The following is a 15,622-nucleotide window of genomic DNA, read 5'->3' as shown; positions in this document are numbered from 1 at the left end:
CAGGGTACCGGATCACGGCGTGGGTGGGGTGGGGTGCGGGGCTGTGGTTCAGGACGTGGGGACGTGGGTGAAGCGGGACGCGGTGTGGAAGTCCTGCTGGATGCGGTCGGCCGTCGCGTGGAGGGCGGGCAGCAGGTCCTCGACGCACTCCTCCAGCGTGCGGCGAGCCGCGTGCGTGGCCACGTTCAGCGCTGCGACCGCCCGGCCCGTCCGGTCCCGTACCGGTACGGCGATGGAGCGCAGGCCCGACTCCAGTTCCTCGTCGACCAGCGCGTAACCCTGGGTCCGGATCTCCCTGAGCGCGGGGGAGCCCGGGGCGGCGATGTCCGCCAGGAGGACACGGCCCAGTGAGGTCGTGCCCGCCGGGAGCCGGGTGCCCACGGTGATGTGCACGGTCAGGACACGGCTCGTACCCGCGCCCGCCGTGTACTGGATCTCCTCGCCGTCCCGCGTCAGCACCGCCAGCGCCGTCGGCTCGTGCAGCCGGTCCGCGAGGGCCCGCAGGTGCGGCTCGGCCAGGCGGGGCAGCGTCGTACGGGACAGGGGCGGGAAGCCGAGGTCCAGGACGCGGGGGGCGAGGGTGAAGGTGCGGTCGGGCCGCGCGGTCACCAGGCCGAGGTGCTCGTGGGTGAGCAGCGCCCGGCGCGCCGTGGCCCGGGACAGGCCGGTCGTCCGTGCCACCTCCGTCAGGGACAGCGCGGCGCGGCCCTCGCCGAACGCCGTCAGCACCGTCAGACCGCGGGCCAGCGATTCCACGAAGTCCCGGCCCAGTTCGTGCTTGCACGCCGTCGTCCAGGTCGCGAGGCCGGCCGGCGTGGGTCCGCGCTCGGGCGCGGGTGCGGTGCGCAGGTCGGCCTCCATCGCCGCCACCGCCGTACGGAGGCGGGGCAGCAGGCTGGTGCGCAGCTCCGCCGCCGAGTGCCGGCTGGTGTGGCTGACCACGCTCGCCACGCAGGCCACGCGGCCGGTGTCCGGGTGCCGTACCGGTACGGACACCGCGACCAGGCCCGGCTCGATCAGCTGGTCGTCCAGCGCCCAGCCGTCCCGTCGAGCCTCCGCCACCCGCTCCACGAAGGCCGCGTCGGCGGAGAGGTCGGGCGTGGCGAGGCCGGGGGTGGAGAGGTCGGGCGTGGAGAGGTCGGGGATGGAGGTGGGGGTGGAGGGGGCGAAGCGGTCGGCGGCGAGGTCAGGGGTGGCGGAGTCGGCGGAGGGGGCGTCGGCGGTGCGGCCGGTGGTGGAGCGATCGGTGGGGGAGGGGGTGGTGGGGGAGGGGGTGGTGGCTGCGGCAGCGGTGGGTTCGGTGCGTGCGGTGGGTGAGTCGGTGGTGGGTTCGGTGCGCGGGGGGACGGCGGGGAATGCCGTGTCCTGTGGGTCTCCGGCCCGGCGCGCCCGCCAGTGGGTCCAGTCGGCCTCCGTCCACTCCGTGGCGAACAGCGAGCCCGGCGCGGTCCGTTCGGCGGGGAGCAGGTCGCCGATGCGGAAGCTGACGGACAGCGCGCGGCGGCGGGTGGCCTGGTGGATGAAGCGGATGCCGTCGAGGTCGGCGACCGCGAGCGACACCGACTCGTCCAGCTCGTCGGCGAGGGCGTCGGCGCGTGCGCCGAGCAGCGCGGGCAGGCGCAGGGCGGCCAGGTAGGCGTTGCCCAGCTCCATCACCCGCGGGGTGAGGACGACGTCCCGGCCGTCGAGGCGGACGTAGTCCATGCGGGCCAGGGTCGCGGTGATCCGGTCCACCGTCGAGCGGGCGAGCCCGGTGGACCGCTCCAGAGCGCTGGGGCTCAGCGTGCCGCCCGCCTCCGCCAGCCGCCGCAGCACACCGACTCCGCGCAGCAGGGGTCCGACCGCCTCCGCCGGCGTCCCGGCCCCGGCACGGGCCTCGGCATCCACTGCGGTCCTGGCGGGCATCGTCTCTCCGGTACGGCGTCGGGGCACGCCTACGGTAAACCCCGGCCAGCGCCGCCCGCCCGATCCGCCGCCCGCCCCCACGGCTCAGCTCAGCCCCGCCCCCTGACGTAGGCCGCCCCACAGCTCGGCTCCGCCCCACGCCCTGACCTAGGCCGCCCCACAGCTCGGCTCCACCCCGCCCCTGACGTAGCCGCCCCACAGCTCAGCTCAGCCCCCCGACGTAGGCCGCCGCCCGCCCCCTGACGTACGCCCCGCCCCTCCACAGCCCCCGAGTCACCCCCCACTCCGTCACCCCGGAGTCACCTCACCCCTCACCCCCGAGTCACCCTCACCCCCTCACCCCCGAGTCACCCCCACCCCGTCACCCCCACCCCGTCACCCCCGGGTCACCCCCATCCCGTCACCCCGGAGTCACCCCCACCCCTCACCCCCTCGTCACCCGCACCCGGTAGTTCTCGTCCTCGTCCGTGCTCATCACCTGCACCCTGATCCCGTGGCGAGGGTCCTTGAAGGTCTCGCCGGGGGTGAACGGGGCGTCGGAGAGTTCCGCGTGGACGTTGGGGCTGCGGGTGCAGCCGCCGCTGTCGCGGTGGCTGTCGAAGACCGATACCGGGCCGCGGCCGGTGTCGACCGTGGCGTCGATCTTGTATATGAGGACGCCCGGGCGGCACACCGCCTCGTCGTTGCCGCCCTGTGCGCGCACCTCCATCGCGTAGGTGGTGCGCGCGGTGACCGGTATCAGGATCAGCTTTCCGCCGTCCGGCTTGTACAGCGGGGACAAGGTGTACTCCACGCTGCCCTTCGCCGCCGCGCAGCCGACCTGACCGCCGTCCAGCCAGCCCAGCTTCCACTTGTGCCAGCCGAGCAGATCGTTGTTGGCGCCCCAGTCCTCGCTCATGATGTCCCAGTGCCCGACCGCACCCCCGCCCTCCTGCGTGTACAGATCGGGCAGGCCGAAGGTGTGGCCGTTCTCGTGGGGCAGCACCCGGTAGCCGGTGCGGGAGAAGGAGCCGGAGCCGTCGTCCTGGCGGGAGTAGACGAAGGAGGCGTTCGCTATGCGGACGCCGTCGGCGACCGGGGCGTCGTCGTTGCCGGCGAAGGTCACGGACAGCACGGTGTCCAGGGCGGAGGGGCCGGCGTTCGGGGTGACGAGCACGTTCAGCAGGTCGTAGCTGCGGAAGTCCACCTTCGGGTCGGCGGCGGCCACGATGTCCTGGACCAGGTCGCGGTAGCCGGGGTCGAAGGGGGCGCCGCGCTCTATGCCGTACGCCCGGAACGACTTCGGCATGCGCAGCCAGCCGGTGACGGGTGTCTCGGGACGGTAGTCGAGCCGGCCGTACGACGCGGTGCGGAACCATTCCTGGGTCTGCGGGAAGAACTCGTGGAAGCGGTCCATCGCGCTGCCCTGGCCGGGCGCGTCGGAGAAGTCGACCATCAGGGTGAGGGCGCGGACCGTGCCGGTGGCGCGGGAGTAGCCGGGCGGGGTGGGCAGTCCCTCGGTCATCTGTACGTCCAGGCCGCCATGGATCATGCAGGGTACGAGCGCGGAGGAGCGGGCCAGGTTGATGGGCCCGGCGGTGGTGGGCGCCGTCAGGTGTCCGGTCCCGGCCGAGGTGCTGACCGCGAGGGTCAGTGCGGTCACCACGGACTGGGCGGCAACACGGCGCCGGCGTATGCGACTGCGGGGCGGCGGCTGCGGCTGCATGCGGGAACCTTTCGCGCCAGGGCAGCCGCCGGTCTCCGGCTGCACCCTTGCGCTCACCCTGTGTCGAGGGGTCGGCGGGCGCGCGCTGGAGGAGACCGAAGGTGGGAAAGCCGGTACGCGGTGGGGTGAATCCCGGCGTCCGGTGATTGTGTCCCAGGTCACATGGATTCTTTCGGGCGACGGGAAATAACCGGGGACGGTTTCCCCGTTTAGCCCTGTGTCCGAGCGAAACGGGGACCGACTCCCCGGATCGCCCCCATCGCCTCACACCCAGGCTCGACCGAAGGAGCACGCCGTGTCCGCCACGACCGCCACCGCCGTGCGCAAGGTGTCCCGGCCGCGCGCCGACGCCCTGCGCAACCGGGAGCGGATCGTCACCGCCGCCCGCGAGATGTTCGTCGAGCACGGCCCGGACGTGCCGCTCGACGAGATCGCCCGCCGGGCCGGCGTCGGCAACGCCACGGTGTACCGCAACTTCCCCGACCGCGACGCCCTCGTCCGCGAGGTCGTCTGTTCCGTCATGGACCGTACGGCCGAAGCGGCCGAACTGGCCCTCGCGGAGACCGGGGACGCCTTCGCCGCCCTGGAGCACTTCGTGCACGCCGCCGCCGACGAGCGGATCAGCGCGCTGTGCCCCATGGTGTCGAGCACGTTCGACCAGCACCACCCCGACCTGGAGGCCTCCCGCGAGCGCGTCGAACAGCTCATCGAGGAGATCATGGGCCGGGCCAAGGCGGCCGGGCAGCTCCGGCCGGACGTCGGCGTCGGCGACCTGATGATCGTCGTGGCACAGCTGAGCCGGCCCCCGGCCGGCACGGACTGCCTCCGCGGCGACCGCTTCATCCATCGCCATCTGCAGCTGTTCCTGGACGGTCTGCGGGCCCCCGCCCGTTCCGCCCTGCCGGGCCGGGCCGTCGGTATCAAGGAGCTGCGCGACTCCTGACCGATCAGTTCAGCCCTCGCGTCCAGTCCACCTCACGGTGCGGCAGCCGGTAACGCCGCTCCTCGTCGCTTCACCTTTCCGCCTTACTCCGTTTTCTCGCCATTTTTCGACACCGTCTTCCGTCACGAGTCACGAGTCACGCGTCACGAAGTCCAGAAGTCCAGAAGTCACGAAGCCCGAAGTGTCGACGCCTCGACGTCACGAAGCCCGAGGCTTCGAGGTCCCGAAGCCTCGAAGTCCCTTGGTGCCGTTGTTCCGTAGTGCCGTTGTTCCGTAGTGCCGTTGGTCCGTAGCCCGTAGCCCGTAGCCCGTAGCCCGTAGCCCGTAGCCACGAAGCCTCGTAGTCCCGAAGTGGGTATCTCCATGTCCGAAACAGCCCTCAAGGCTCCCGGCGTCGCCGTCCCGAGCGGTGACGCCAACCGCTGGAAAGCGCTCGTCTTCATCGCGCTCGCCCAGCTGATGGTCGTCCTGGACGCCACCATCGTGAACATCGCCCTGCCCTCCGCCCAGACCGACCTCGGCATATCCGACGGAAACCGGCAGTGGGTCGTCACGGCCTACGCCCTCGCCTTCGGCGGTCTGCTCCTCTTCGGCGGCCGGATCGCCGACCTGTGGGGCCGCAAGCGTGCCTTCGTCCTGGGCCTGGCCGGCTTCGCCGCGGCCTCCGCGCTCGGCGGGGCCGCCACCACCGGCTCCATGATGTTCGGCGCCCGCGCCCTCCAGGGCGTCTTCGGCGCGCTGCTCGCCCCGGCCGCGCTGTCCCTGCTCGCCGTGATGTTCACCGACGCCAAGGAGCGCGCCAAGGCGTTCGGCATCTACGGCGCCATCGCGGGCGGCGGCGGTGCCGTCGGCCTGATCCTCGGCGGCTTCCTCACCGAGTACCTGGACTGGCGCTGGACCTTCTTCGTGAACGTCCCGTTCGCCGTGGTCGCCGCGGCCGGCGCCTACTTCGTCATCCGTGAGCCGGAGGGCGGCCGCAACCGCTCCGCGCTCGACATCCCGGGCGTGATCCTGTCCACCTTCGGTCTGGTCGCCCTCGTGTACGGCTTCACCCGCGCCGAGTCCGACGGCTGGGGCGACACCGTCACCGTCTCGATGTTCATCGCGTCCGCGGTGCTGCTGATCGCCTTCGCGCTGGTCGAGTCCCGGGTCAAGGCCCCGCTGCTGCCGCTGCGCGTGGTGACCGACCGCAACCGCGGTGGCATCTACCTCTCCCTCGGCCTCGCCATCATCGGCATGTTCGGCCTGTTCCTCTTCCTGACCTACTACCTCCAGGTCGTCAAGGGCTACTCGCCGGTCAAGACCGGTTTCGCGTTCCTGCCGATGGTCGGCGGCATGATCACCGGCTCCACCCAGATCGGCACCCGGCTGATGACCCGCGTCCCGGCCCGGCTGCTGATGGGCCCCGGCTTCCTGGTCGCCGGTCTCGGCATGCTGCTGCTGACCCAGCTGGAGATCGACTCGTCGTACGCCGCCCTGCTGCTGCCCGCGATGCTGCTGCTCGGCCTCGGCATGGGTACGGCGTTCATGCCGGCGATGTCCCTGGCCACCCAGGGCGTCGAGCCCCGGGACGCCGGTGTCGCCTCCGCGATGGTCAACACCTCGCAGCAGGTGGGCGGCGCGATCGGCACCGCCCTGCTGAACACCATCGCCTCCTCGGCGACCACCTCGTACGTCAAGGACCACATCGCCGGCGCCACCGCCAAGCCGCAGCAGAAGCTGGTCCAGCTCCAGGGCCTGGTGCACGGCTACACCGCGGCGATCTGGTTCGCCGTCGGCATCCTGGGCCTGGCCGCCCTGATCGCCTTCACCTTCGTCAACGCCGGCCGTCCGGGCTCCACCACGGTGGCCTCCGGCGAGGGTGTCGAGGACGAGGTGCCGGTGCCGGTGGTGGCCCACTGACCGTGCGTTAGCGGAGCCAGGGCAGGTCCGCACCCGCTTCGTTGGGCTGGAGGCCCTCGGCGACGATCTCCATGATCTCGCCGAGGGCCTTCTGCTGTTCCGGGCTCAGCCGCTCGAACAGCGCCTGCCGTACGGCGCTCACATGGCCGGGCGCGGTGCGCCGCAGCACCTCGAAGCCCTCGTCGGTGAGCACGGCGAACTGGCCGCGCTTGTCGGAGGGGCAGTCCTCGCGGCGCACCCAGCCGCTCTTCTCCAGCCGGGCGATCGCGTGCGAGAGCCGGGAGCGGGTGATCTTCGCCTGCATCGCCAGCTCGGTCATCCGCAGCCGGCGGCGCGGCGCCTCGGCGAGGCCGACGAGAAGGCCGTAGTAGATGTGCGGCATGCCCGCGTCGCGCTGCAGCTGCCGGTCGAGGTGGTCCTCCAGCAGGGTGGTGGCGTGCAGATAGGCACGCCAGACGCGCTGTTCCTCGTCGGTGAGCCAGCGGTGCCGTGCGGCGGAGTCCGGGGCCGTGTTCATGTGTCCCACTGTACGAGGCATCTCCTTGAAACTTGAACAAGTGAGGGGTAGAGTCCCGAACGAGAGCTTGAGAGTTAAAGCATCTAGCCGGTGCGTGCCCTGAGGTCCAGTGCCCGCATCGATGCGAAAACCACCGGAGCCGCCGCGATGACCGCCACCGCCCAGGAGCGCATGCCCGCCCTGTACCTCAGCCACGGCGCCCCGCCGCTCGCCGACGATCCGGTCTGGCCCGGCCAGCTCGCCGCCTGGTCCGCCGCGCTGCCCCGCCCCAAGGCGATCCTCATGGTCTCCGCCCACTGGGAGGAGGCCCCGCTCGCCCTCGGCGCGGTCGAGACCGTCCCCCTCGTCTACGACTTCTGGGGCTTCCCCGAGCACTACTACCGGGTCACCTACGCCGCCCCCGGCGCCCCCGCGCTCGCCGACTCCGTCCGCAAGCTGCTGCGCGCCCCCGGCATCCCCGTCCAGGACATCCCCGACCGCGGCCTCGACCACGGCGCCTACGTCCCCCTCGTCGAGATGTACCCGGCCGCCGACATCCCCGTCCTCCAGATCTCCCTGCCCACCCTCGACCCGGTCCGCCTCATGGACATCGGCCGCAAGCTCGCCCCCCTGCGCGACGAGGGCGTGCTGATCGTCGGCTCCGGCTTCTTCACCCACAACCTCGCCGCCCTGCGCCACACCGGCCCGGGCGTGCCGAGCTGGTCGTCCGAGTTCGACGACTGGGGCCGGCGGGCCCTGGAGGCCCGCGACTGGGACGCCCTGCTCGACTTCCTGAACAAGGCCCCGGCCGGCCGCTACGCCCATCCGCGCACCGAGCACTTCGCCCCGCTCTTCGTCACCATGGGCGCGGCGGAGGCCGGCGGCGGGCCGGACGCGCCGGAGTCGGTGATCGACGGGTTCTGGCTGGGAATGGCGAAGCGGTCCGTGCAGTTCGGCTGAGCTACAGCCGCTTCTCGTACCAGGCCACGTCCCAGTAGCGGCCGAACTTGCGGCCCACTTCCCGGAAGGTCCCGGCGTGGCGGAAGCCGAAGCGCTCGTGGAGCCGGGTGGACGCCTCGTTGGGCTGGGCGATGCCCGCGTAGGCGCGGTGCACGTCCTCCGCGGCCAGGGCTGCGAACAGGGCGCCGTAGAGCAGCGTGCCGATCCCGCGCCGACCCGCGTCCGGGGCGACGTACACCGAGGTCTCCACGGACGTCAGGTACGCCGCCTTCGGCCGGTAAGGGCCGGATGTGGCGTACCCCAGAATCCGCTGTGAGTCCCCGGCCGTGGCAACCATCAGCCGGTGCGGGCCGTCTTCCGGGTGGGAGAGCAGCCAAGGGCGGCGCTCTTCCGGAGTGAAGGCCGCGGTATCGAATGTGATGGCCGTCTCACGAACGTAGTGGTTGTAGAGAGCCGTGAGGGCGCGGAGATCCCCCTCGACTCCCGGCCTGACCTGCACCTCGGCACGTTCCGACGGCATCTCGCCTCCCTGCGCGGCCGACAGGGTACTGCATGATCAGAAAAATTGGGGGGCGGGTTGGGAATTCTGTCCGGATTCCAGTCGTTGTTTCCCACGGATGCAGGGCACCCGGAGAGAGTCCCGGAGACCCCTTCAGTGTCGAGCGTTCGCCCCGGACCACCCGCCAGCCCACCAACGCAAGGGAGCACGCATGGCAACCCGTGCCGTCGCCCGTCGTCAGTCCGCCACCGGCGAGACGGCCGACTCGGCAAGCAGTGTTCGCGCTCATGGCGGCGAGATCGCAGACCGCGACCTGGTCGGCATGTACTTGGACGAGATCGCGCGCACGCCGCTGCTCGACGCCGCCAAGGAGGTCGAGCTGTCTCAGACCATCGAGGCGGGTGTGTTCGCGCGGCAGGTTCTCGACGGGTTCGAGGAGAGCACGTCGGACGCCAGCCGCGAGGAGCTGGAGGCGCTCTTCGCCGCCGGTGAGCGGGCCAAGGACGTCTTCATCCGCTCCAACCTCCGCCTGGTCGTCGCGGTCGCCCGGCGCTACCCGCGCAGCGGCCTGCCGCTTCTGGACCTGATCCAGGAGGGCAACGCCGGCCTGGTGCGCGCCGTCGAGAAGTTCGACTACCGCAAGGGCTTCAAGTTCTCCACGTACGCCACCTGGTGGATCCGGCAGGCCATCACCCGCTCCATCGCCGACCAGTCGCGCACGATCCGGCTCCCCGTCCACCTGGTGGAGGAGCTGGGCCGCATCCGCCGCGTCCAGCGCGAGTTCAACCGCGAGAACGGCCGCGACCCGGAGCCCGCGGAGATCGCCACGGAACTGGGTTCCACGCCGGAGCGCGTGATCGACGTCCTCGACTGGGCCCGCGACCCCGTCTCGCTGAACATGTCGGTGGACGACGAGGGCGAGACCCAGTTCGGCGACCTGCTGGAGGACACCTCGGCGGTCTCGCCCGAGCAGTCCGTCCTCACCCTCCTGCGCAGCGAGGAACTGGACGACCTGATCGGCCGCCTGGACCAGCGCACGGCCTCCATCATCAAGATGCGGTACGGCATCGAGGACGGCCGCGAGCGCACCCTGACCGAGGTCGGCAAGGAGCACGGCCTGACCCGGGAACGGATCCGCCAGATCGAGAAGCACGCCCTGCTCGAACTGAAGAAGCTGGCCCGCCAGACCGGTTTCGACGCGGCGGCGTAGAGGAGGACGCGGGGAGCACCCGGAAGTGTCGAGCGGACACGGGGAGCACCCGGGAACGCCGTAGAGGCCGTACGAGAATGCCGTGGCGGCCGTGCGGCAGTGCCGTGGAGGCCGTCCGAGAGTGCCGTGAAGGCCGTACGGCGCAGTGCGCGGGCGCGCACGCCGGGTGGCGAAAGACGGCGCAAACATGGCGTGGTCCCGTCGCTTCAACGGCCGGGCCGGAGGGAACAACCCTTCCGGGCCCGGCAGCGGGCCGCAGGAACCGCACTCCCCACCGCACCGCACCCTTGCCGACGGCCGGCCCCGGGCCGGCCCACGCGAGCCACGTCCCGACGCAATCCCCCCCGGCGCCGGGACTTCCCGAGCCGGGCTTCGGCGCCTATCCCCCCCGGGCGCCGGAGTCCGGCCTCTTCCCGCGGGGGCCCCGCATGCTGGAGCGGCGGCCCACCCCGTACCTGAACCCCGGGGTGGACCGCCGGATGGCAGATTCTGCCACACGGGCATAGCCTGCCCAGGTGAGCACCACCCCCAGCGCCGCCCACCAGCCGTTTTCCGCCTCCGCGCCGATGTCCCTCACCGAGCGCCGGAAAGCCGAGACCCGGATGGAGATCGCCCGGGCGGCGGCGGCCCTCTTCGTCCAGCAGGGCCTGCGGGCGACCCGGGCCGAGGACATCGCCCAGGCCGCGGGCATCGCGCCGCGCACGTTCTACCGCTACTTCGCCACCAAGGAAGAGGCGGTGGCCCCCCTCTACGCGGCCGGCGCCCAGCGCTGGATCGAGGCGGTCCGCACCGCCCCGGCCCCCCTCGCCCTCCCGCAGGTCCTGGAACACGCCGTCCAGCACACCCTGACCCCCGGCATCGGCGTCTCGGCCGCGTCCTGGGAATGGCTGCGCACCCTGATCCGACTGGCCGACACCAGCCCGGCGCTGCGCAAGGTGTGGGCAGAGGTGTGCCAGGCGTCCGAGGGGGCGCTGGCGGAGATCCTGGCGGCACGGATGGCGCCACGGACGGCGGCACGGCCGCGGGACGGGGAGACGGGCGGCGGTGATGCCGTGCCACCCGCCGTGTCCGACGCCGCCGAGGCGGTACGGCTCTCCCCGCAGCTCCGGTTCGCCGCGGCCGTGGCCGGCGCCGCCGTCCGCGTGGCCGTGGAGTCCTGGGCCGCCACGACGACGCCGCCCACCGGCCCCGAAGGCCCGGCGGCCCAGGCACTGCGCAACCTGCGCGCCCTGCGGGACTTCGCATGGGGCGGAAGCGAGTAGAACTCCAAGCCTCCGGCAGTCCCGGCGTCTACCCCGACACCTCCGGCGTCTACCCCGACACCTCCGGCGTCTACCCGGGCACCTCCGGCGTTCGGCACCTCCGGCGTCTACCCGGGCACCTCCGGGCCCGGAACAGCCGCTCCGGCCCCCGCCGCCCTGCTCAGCCGGCCCCCCAGCTCCCGTGCCGACTCCACCAGTCCCCCCGGCCGCCGCACCGCGAACGCGTACCCCGCCATGGCCAGCCGCACCGCCAGCCAGTCCATGGGATCGCCGGTGGTGCCCCGTAGCACGCAGCCGCCCGCGCCGTCGTCCTCGGGCACCCCGAGCCACTTCGGCAGCCGAGCGGAGACCTGTTCCGCCGACGCGGCGAACCGCACCTCGAACACGTACGTCTCCTGCTGCCGGTGGATCGACTGCCGCAAGTACTCGGCGGCGCTCCCCGTCGGCAGCTCCCGCGGCGTGAACCGGACCCCGGTCGCGAACGGCTCGCTCACCCGGTCGACCCGGAAGGTGCGCCAGTCCGCCCGGTCGAGGTCATAGGCGACCAGGTACCAGCGGCGCCCCGTCGAGACCAGCCGGTGCGGCTCGGTCAGCCGTCGGGAGGCGCTGCCGTCCTTGTCGCGGTAGGCGAACCGCAGCCGTTCCTGTCCCGCCACCGTCGACGCCATCACGGTCAGCGTCTCCGGTGCGATGCTCGGTCCGTCCCCGCTGGTCAGCGGCGTGGTCGCGGCCTGCAGCGTGGACACCCGGTGGCGCAGCCGGGAGGGCAGCACCTGCTCCAGCTTGGCCAGGGCCCGTACGGACGCCTCGTCCACCCCTTCGACCGCGTGCCCGGCGCCGGCCCGCAGTCCCACCGCGATCGCGACCGCCTCCTCGTCGTCCAGCACCAGCGGCGGCATCGCCTTGCCGGCGACCAGCCGGTACCCGCCGTCCGACCCCTTCGTCGCCTGCACCGGATAGCCCAGCTCCCGCAGCCGGTCGACGTCCCGGCGCACGGTCCGCCGGGAGACCCCGAGCCGGTCGGCCAGCTCACCGCCGGGCCACTCGCGGGGCGTCTGGAGGAGGGAGAGGAGCTGCAGCAGCCGTGCCGGAGTGTCCGTAGTCATGCGTACGAGAATGCCGCAGCTATAGGACACGATCTGACCTAAAGGACCTCTACCTTGATGACATGACCTCCACGGACACCAACGCCCTGAAGGGGCGCGGGGAACTGCGCGACCAGCCAGGCACGACGAACACCCGGACATCGGCGGCGACCGCCGCGACGCCCTCCGCACCGCTTCCCGACCGAACCCGCTGGCTGGCCCTGGCGATCGTCATGACCGCCGCCTTCATGGACCTGGTCGACGTCACGATCGTCAACATCGCCATCCCGTCCATCCAGCGGACCGCCCACGCCTCGGTCAGCCAGATCCAGTGGATAACCGCCGGCTATGCCCTCGCCTTCGCCGCCGGTCTGATCACCGGCGGCCGGCTCGGCGACATCCACGGCCGCAAGCGGCTGTTCCTCGTCGGCATCGCGGGCTTCACGGTCGCCTCCGCCCTGTGCGGCTTCGCCGCGAACCCGGAGATGCTGGTCGCCTCCCGCATCCTGCAGGGCGGCATGGCCGCGCTGATGGTGCCGCAGGTGCTGTCGATCGTGCACGCCACCTTCCCGGCCCACGAGCGCGGCAAGGTCTTCGGCCTGTTCGGCGCGATCGTCGGACTCGGCGCGGTCTCCGGCCCGCTGCTCGGCGCGCTGCTGACGGAGTGGAACCTGTTCGGCCTCGAATGGCGCCCCATCTTCCTCATCAACCTGCCCGTCGGGGTCGTGGCCTGGTTCCTGGGCCGCCGCTTCATCACCGAGTCGAAGGCCCCGAAGGCACTGAAGCTGGACCTGGTCGGCGTCGCCCTGGTGACGCTGGGCCTGCTGATGCTGCTCTACCCGCTCACCCGCGGACGCGAGCTGCACTGGCCGCTGTGGGGGTACGTCTCGATGGCCGGTGCCTTCGTCGTCTTCGCGGCGCTGGTGGCGTACGAGCGGCGCAAGGCGCTCCGGGACGGGTCCCCGCTGGTCGAGCTGTCGCTGTTCCGGGTGAAGAGCTTCGCCGCCGGTATCGCCGTACAGACCGTCTTCGGGGTCGCGCTCGGCATCTTCTTCCTGGTCTGGACGCTGTACATGCAGATCGGCCTGGGCTGGAGCCCGCTGCGGGCCGGGCTGACCGGGGTGCCGTTCTCGCTCGCGGTGTCCACCGCGGCCGGTCTGTCGGTGCAGCAGCTGGTCCCGCGGTTCGGCCGGAAGGTGCTCCAGGCGGGCGCGCTGGTGATGGGCGTGGGCGTCCTTCTCTACCTGTGGGAGGCCCACCACTACGGTCTCGCCATCGCCCCCTGGCAGATGGCCCTGCCGCTGGTCGTGATGGGTGCCGGCATGGGGCTGATCGTCGCCCCGCTGACGGACGCGGTGCTCTCGGAGGTGCCGCGCGAGCACGCCGGTTCCGCGTCCGGCCTGATCAACACCGTGCAGCAGATGGGCAACGCGCTCGGTCTGGGGCTGGTCTCGGTGGTCTTCTTCGGACGGATCGGCGACCGGCTGGCCCCGCCCCGGATCGGCCCGGCCTTCGTCGACGCCTTCCAGTACGCGCTGTGGTGGGTCGCCGGGATCATGGGGGTGATCTTCCTGCTGATGTGCGCGCTGCCGAAGCGTCCGGCCCAGCATGTGGAGGGCGCCGCGGAGGAGACTCCGGTGGCGAAGGAGCCCGAGCTGGTGGCCTGACCAGCCACGACGGCGAGCCCGGCACCGGACGGTGCCGGGCTCGCCGCTTTCCGGGCCGGATCGGAGCCTTCGCCGCCCGGACAGCAGAAGTCCGTTCATGCCTGGACCGTGCCCGAGTCTGTTTACTTTCCGGAAATCCGGGCGTAGCCTGCCGCTGAAACCACACGTTCGGGCATCACTCGGAACCGTTCGGAAGCGAACGCCTCCCGGGTGGCCGGGGCCCGACGGCGGCACGCGGAGGCGAGACGGACATGTACGCACCGGAACGGCAGCAGGAGATCCTCCGGCTCGCCCGTGACGGCGGCCGGGTGGACGTGCTGTCGCTGGCCGAGGAGTTCCAGGTCACCGCGGAAACGATCCGCCGGGACCTGAAGGCCCTCGACCGCGCCGGCCTCGTCCGCCGGGTGCACGGCGGCGCCATCCCGGTCGGCCGTCTCGACTTCGAGCCGGACCTCGCCGAACGCGAGTCCACCGCCGCCGACGAGAAGGACCGCATCGCCAAGGCCGCCCTCGCCGAACTGCCGGCCGAGGGCACCGTGATCCTCGACGCCGGTACGACGGTGGCCCGCCTCGCCGCGGCGATCCCGCTGGAGGCCTCGCTCACCGTCGTCACGCACAGCCTGCCCATCGCCGCCCGCCTCGCCGACCACCCGGGCATCCAGCTCCACCTGGTCGGCGGGCGCGTCCGGCACCGCACACGCGCCGCCGTGGACGCCTGGGCGCTGCGCGCGTACGGCGAGATCCGCGCCGACGTGCTGTTCGTCGCCGCGAACGGCTTCTCCCCCGCGCACGGTCTGACCACCCCGGACCTCGCCGAGGCCGCGGTCAAGCGGGCCGCGGTCGCCGCCGCCCGCCGCGTGGTGCTGCTGGCCGACTCCGCCAAGCACGGCCAGGAGCACTTCGCCCGCTTCGGCGGTGTGAGCGACGTGGACCTGCTGATCACCGACAGCGGGCTGAGCCCGGAAGACGCCACCGTCATCGAGCGCGGCGGCACGGAAGTAGTGCGCGCATGATCCTCACCGTCACCCCCAATCCCTCCCTCGACCGCACCTACGAGGTCCCCGCTCTGGAGCGCGGCGAGGTCATCCGCGCCGACGGCGAGCGCATGGACCCCGGCGGCAAGGGCGTGAACGTCTCGCGGGCCGTCGCCGCCGCGGGCCGGCGCACGGTCGCCGTCCTGCCCCTGGGCGGCGCGCCGGGCGCGCTCGTCGCCGATCTGCTCGACGCGCAGGGCATCGAGGTCGCACCGGTCCCGGTCGCCGGCGCCACCCGCTCGAACATCGCGCTCGCGGAGGCGGACGGGGTCCTCACGAAGATCAACGCACCGGGTCCGGAACTGTCCGCGGAGGAACAGGAACTGCTCCTGGACACGGTCCGCGAGCAGTCGCGCGACGCCGACTGGATCGCATGCTGCGGCAGCCTCCCCCGGGGGCTCGCGCCCTCGTGGTACGCCGATGTCGTCACACGGGCGCACGCCGGGGGCGCGCGCATCGCGCTGGACACCTCGGGGCGTGCGCTCCAGGAGGCGCTGCGCGCGCGGCCCGACGTGGTGAAGCCGAACGCCGAGGAGCTGGCGGAAGCCGTCGCGCGCCCCTTGGCGACCGTGGGCGACGCGCTCAAGGCGGCCGAGGAGCTGCGCTCGATGGGCGCACGCGCCGTGCTCGCGAGTCTGGGGGCCGACGGTCAGCTCCTGGTGTCCGGCACCGGCGCGTGGTTCGGCAGCGCGCGCGTGTCCGCCGTCCGCAGCAACGTCGGTGCCGGCGACGCCTCCCTGGCCGGCTTCCTCATCGCGGGCGGCGCCGGCCCCGAGGCCCTCGCCTCCGCCGTCGCCCATGGCGCCGCCGCCGTCCGGCTCCCCGGCAGCGTGATGCCGACCCCCGCCGACCTCGACCCCACGGCGGTGACCGTCACCACGGACATCCCCCTGGACCGCGAACTGACGGAGCCGGCGCCATGACGGCCCCGGCTGCGCCCCGCACGACCGCTTC

The 15,622-nt window shown here is 72.5% G+C and carries 13 protein-coding genes; 8 read left to right on the top strand and 5 right to left on the bottom strand.

What is annotated here, in order from left to right; all coding sequences use genetic code 11:
- Positions 1-48 precede the first annotated feature (48 nt).
- Both ACZ7KF_RS03545 and ACZ7KF_RS03540 read right to left on the bottom strand, forming a co-directional pair.
- Positions 49-1,905 carry an IclR family transcriptional regulator domain-containing protein gene (locus ACZ7KF_RS03545; protein WP_471069030.1) on the bottom strand — a complete coding sequence of 619 codons (1,857 nt, stop codon included), beginning with the start codon at positions 1,903-1,905 and terminating at the stop codon, positions 49-51.
- Positions 1,906-2,329: 424 nt separating this feature from the next.
- The gene (locus ACZ7KF_RS03540; protein WP_471069029.1) at positions 2,330-3,610 is read right to left on the bottom strand and encodes a M6 family metalloprotease domain-containing protein; all 1,281 of its coding nucleotides are present in this window, start codon (positions 3,608-3,610) and stop codon (positions 2,330-2,332) included.
- Between the two features lie 295 nt (positions 3,611-3,905).
- Here ACZ7KF_RS03540 and ACZ7KF_RS03535 point away from each other — a divergent pair, with 295 nt between their 5' ends.
- The gene (locus tag ACZ7KF_RS03535) at positions 3,906-4,553 is read left to right on the top strand and encodes a TetR/AcrR family transcriptional regulator (RefSeq protein WP_471069027.1); all 648 of its coding nucleotides are present in this window, start codon (positions 3,906-3,908) and stop codon (positions 4,551-4,553) included.
- A gap of 363 nt (positions 4,554-4,916) precedes the next feature.
- Positions 4,917-6,455: an MFS transporter gene (locus tag ACZ7KF_RS03530; RefSeq protein ID WP_471069025.1), complete on the top strand. Its 1,539-nt coding sequence runs from the start codon at positions 4,917-4,919 to the stop codon at positions 6,453-6,455.
- Between the two features lie 7 nt (positions 6,456-6,462).
- Here ACZ7KF_RS03530 and ACZ7KF_RS03525 read toward each other — a convergent pair whose 3' ends face one another.
- Positions 6,463-6,972 (bottom strand): MarR family winged helix-turn-helix transcriptional regulator, encoded by a 510-nt coding sequence (locus ACZ7KF_RS03525; RefSeq protein WP_471069024.1) that lies wholly within the window; start codon positions 6,970-6,972, stop codon positions 6,463-6,465.
- Between the two features lie 147 nt (positions 6,973-7,119).
- Here ACZ7KF_RS03525 and ACZ7KF_RS03520 point away from each other — a divergent pair, with 147 nt between their 5' ends.
- Positions 7,120-7,911 (top strand): dioxygenase family protein, encoded by a 792-nt coding sequence (locus ACZ7KF_RS03520; RefSeq protein ID WP_471069022.1) that lies wholly within the window; start codon positions 7,120-7,122, stop codon positions 7,909-7,911.
- A 1-nt stretch (position 7,912) separates the two neighbouring features.
- On the opposite strand, the gene ACZ7KF_RS03515 is transcribed toward ACZ7KF_RS03520, so the two are convergent.
- Positions 7,913-8,431, bottom strand: coding sequence for a GNAT family N-acetyltransferase (locus ACZ7KF_RS03515; RefSeq protein WP_471069020.1), 519 nt, complete (start codon positions 8,429-8,431; stop codon positions 7,913-7,915).
- 190 nt (positions 8,432-8,621) lie between these two features.
- Here ACZ7KF_RS03515 and ACZ7KF_RS03510 point away from each other — a divergent pair, with 190 nt between their 5' ends.
- Positions 8,622-9,620, top strand: coding sequence for a sigma-70 family RNA polymerase sigma factor (locus ACZ7KF_RS03510; protein WP_471069018.1), 999 nt, complete (start codon positions 8,622-8,624; stop codon positions 9,618-9,620).
- 602 nt (positions 9,621-10,222) lie between these two features.
- Positions 10,223-10,882, top strand: a complete 660-nt coding sequence (locus ACZ7KF_RS03505) for a TetR/AcrR family transcriptional regulator (RefSeq protein ID WP_471069569.1) — start codon at positions 10,223-10,225, stop codon at positions 10,880-10,882.
- A 107-nt stretch (positions 10,883-10,989) separates the two neighbouring features.
- Here the strand turns inward: ACZ7KF_RS03505 and ACZ7KF_RS03500 are convergent, their stop codons facing one another.
- Positions 10,990-11,988: a helix-turn-helix transcriptional regulator gene (locus ACZ7KF_RS03500; RefSeq protein WP_471069017.1), complete on the bottom strand. Its 999-nt coding sequence runs from the start codon at positions 11,986-11,988 to the stop codon at positions 10,990-10,992.
- Positions 11,989-12,050: 62 nt separating this feature from the next.
- Between ACZ7KF_RS03500 and ACZ7KF_RS03495 the strand changes: the two genes are divergently transcribed.
- The 3 genes from ACZ7KF_RS03495 (at position 12,051) to pfkB (ending at position 15,591) form a co-directional block, all read left to right on the top strand.
- Entirely contained in the window at positions 12,051-13,634 is a 1,584-nt protein-coding gene (locus ACZ7KF_RS03495; protein WP_471069015.1) for an MFS transporter, read from the top strand.
- A 251-nt stretch (positions 13,635-13,885) separates the two neighbouring features.
- Positions 13,886-14,647: a DeoR/GlpR family DNA-binding transcription regulator gene (locus ACZ7KF_RS03490; RefSeq protein WP_471069013.1), complete on the top strand. Its 762-nt coding sequence runs from the start codon at positions 13,886-13,888 to the stop codon at positions 14,645-14,647.
- Positions 14,644-15,591 (top strand): 1-phosphofructokinase, encoded by a 948-nt coding sequence (pfkB, locus tag ACZ7KF_RS03485; RefSeq protein ID WP_471069011.1) that lies wholly within the window; start codon positions 14,644-14,646, stop codon positions 15,589-15,591. Before ACZ7KF_RS03490 ends, pfkB begins: the two co-directional genes overlap by 4 nt.
- Positions 15,592-15,622 lie beyond the last annotated feature (31 nt).

The sequence above is a fragment of the Streptomyces sp. NPDC038200 genome (assembly GCF_055600785.1).
The sequence above is the reverse complement of the archived record's forward strand: the minus strand, read 5'-3'. Positions and strand labels throughout refer to the sequence as shown.

Excerpts from the sequence above, each read along its gene's own strand:
- ACZ7KF_RS03500 (WP_471069017.1), bottom strand. The coding sequence starts at position 11,988 with ATGACTACGGACACTCCGGCACGGCTGCTGCAGCTCCTCTCCCTCCTC.
- ACZ7KF_RS03510 (WP_471069018.1), top strand. The coding sequence starts at position 8,622 with ATGGCAACCCGTGCCGTCGCCCGTCGTCAGTCCGCCACCGGCGAGACG.
- ACZ7KF_RS03540 (WP_471069029.1), bottom strand. The coding sequence starts at position 3,610 with ATGCAGCCGCAGCCGCCGCCCCGCAGTCGCATACGCCGGCGCCGTGTT.
- ACZ7KF_RS03505 (WP_471069569.1), top strand. The coding sequence starts at position 10,223 with ATGGAGATCGCCCGGGCGGCGGCGGCCCTCTTCGTCCAGCAGGGCCTG.
- ACZ7KF_RS03530 (WP_471069025.1), top strand. The coding sequence starts at position 4,917 with ATGTCCGAAACAGCCCTCAAGGCTCCCGGCGTCGCCGTCCCGAGCGGT.
- pfkB (WP_471069011.1), top strand. The coding sequence starts at position 14,644 with ATGATCCTCACCGTCACCCCCAATCCCTCCCTCGACCGCACCTACGAG.
- ACZ7KF_RS03495 (WP_471069015.1), top strand. The coding sequence starts at position 12,051 with ATGACCTCCACGGACACCAACGCCCTGAAGGGGCGCGGGGAACTGCGC.
- ACZ7KF_RS03525 (WP_471069024.1), bottom strand. The coding sequence starts at position 6,972 with ATGAACACGGCCCCGGACTCCGCCGCACGGCACCGCTGGCTCACCGAC.
- ACZ7KF_RS03545 (WP_471069030.1), bottom strand. The coding sequence starts at position 1,905 with ATGCCCGCCAGGACCGCAGTGGATGCCGAGGCCCGTGCCGGGGCCGGG.
- ACZ7KF_RS03490 (WP_471069013.1), top strand. The coding sequence starts at position 13,886 with ATGTACGCACCGGAACGGCAGCAGGAGATCCTCCGGCTCGCCCGTGAC.
- ACZ7KF_RS03515 (WP_471069020.1), bottom strand. The coding sequence starts at position 8,431 with ATGCCGTCGGAACGTGCCGAGGTGCAGGTCAGGCCGGGAGTCGAGGGG.
- ACZ7KF_RS03520 (WP_471069022.1), top strand. The coding sequence starts at position 7,120 with ATGACCGCCACCGCCCAGGAGCGCATGCCCGCCCTGTACCTCAGCCAC.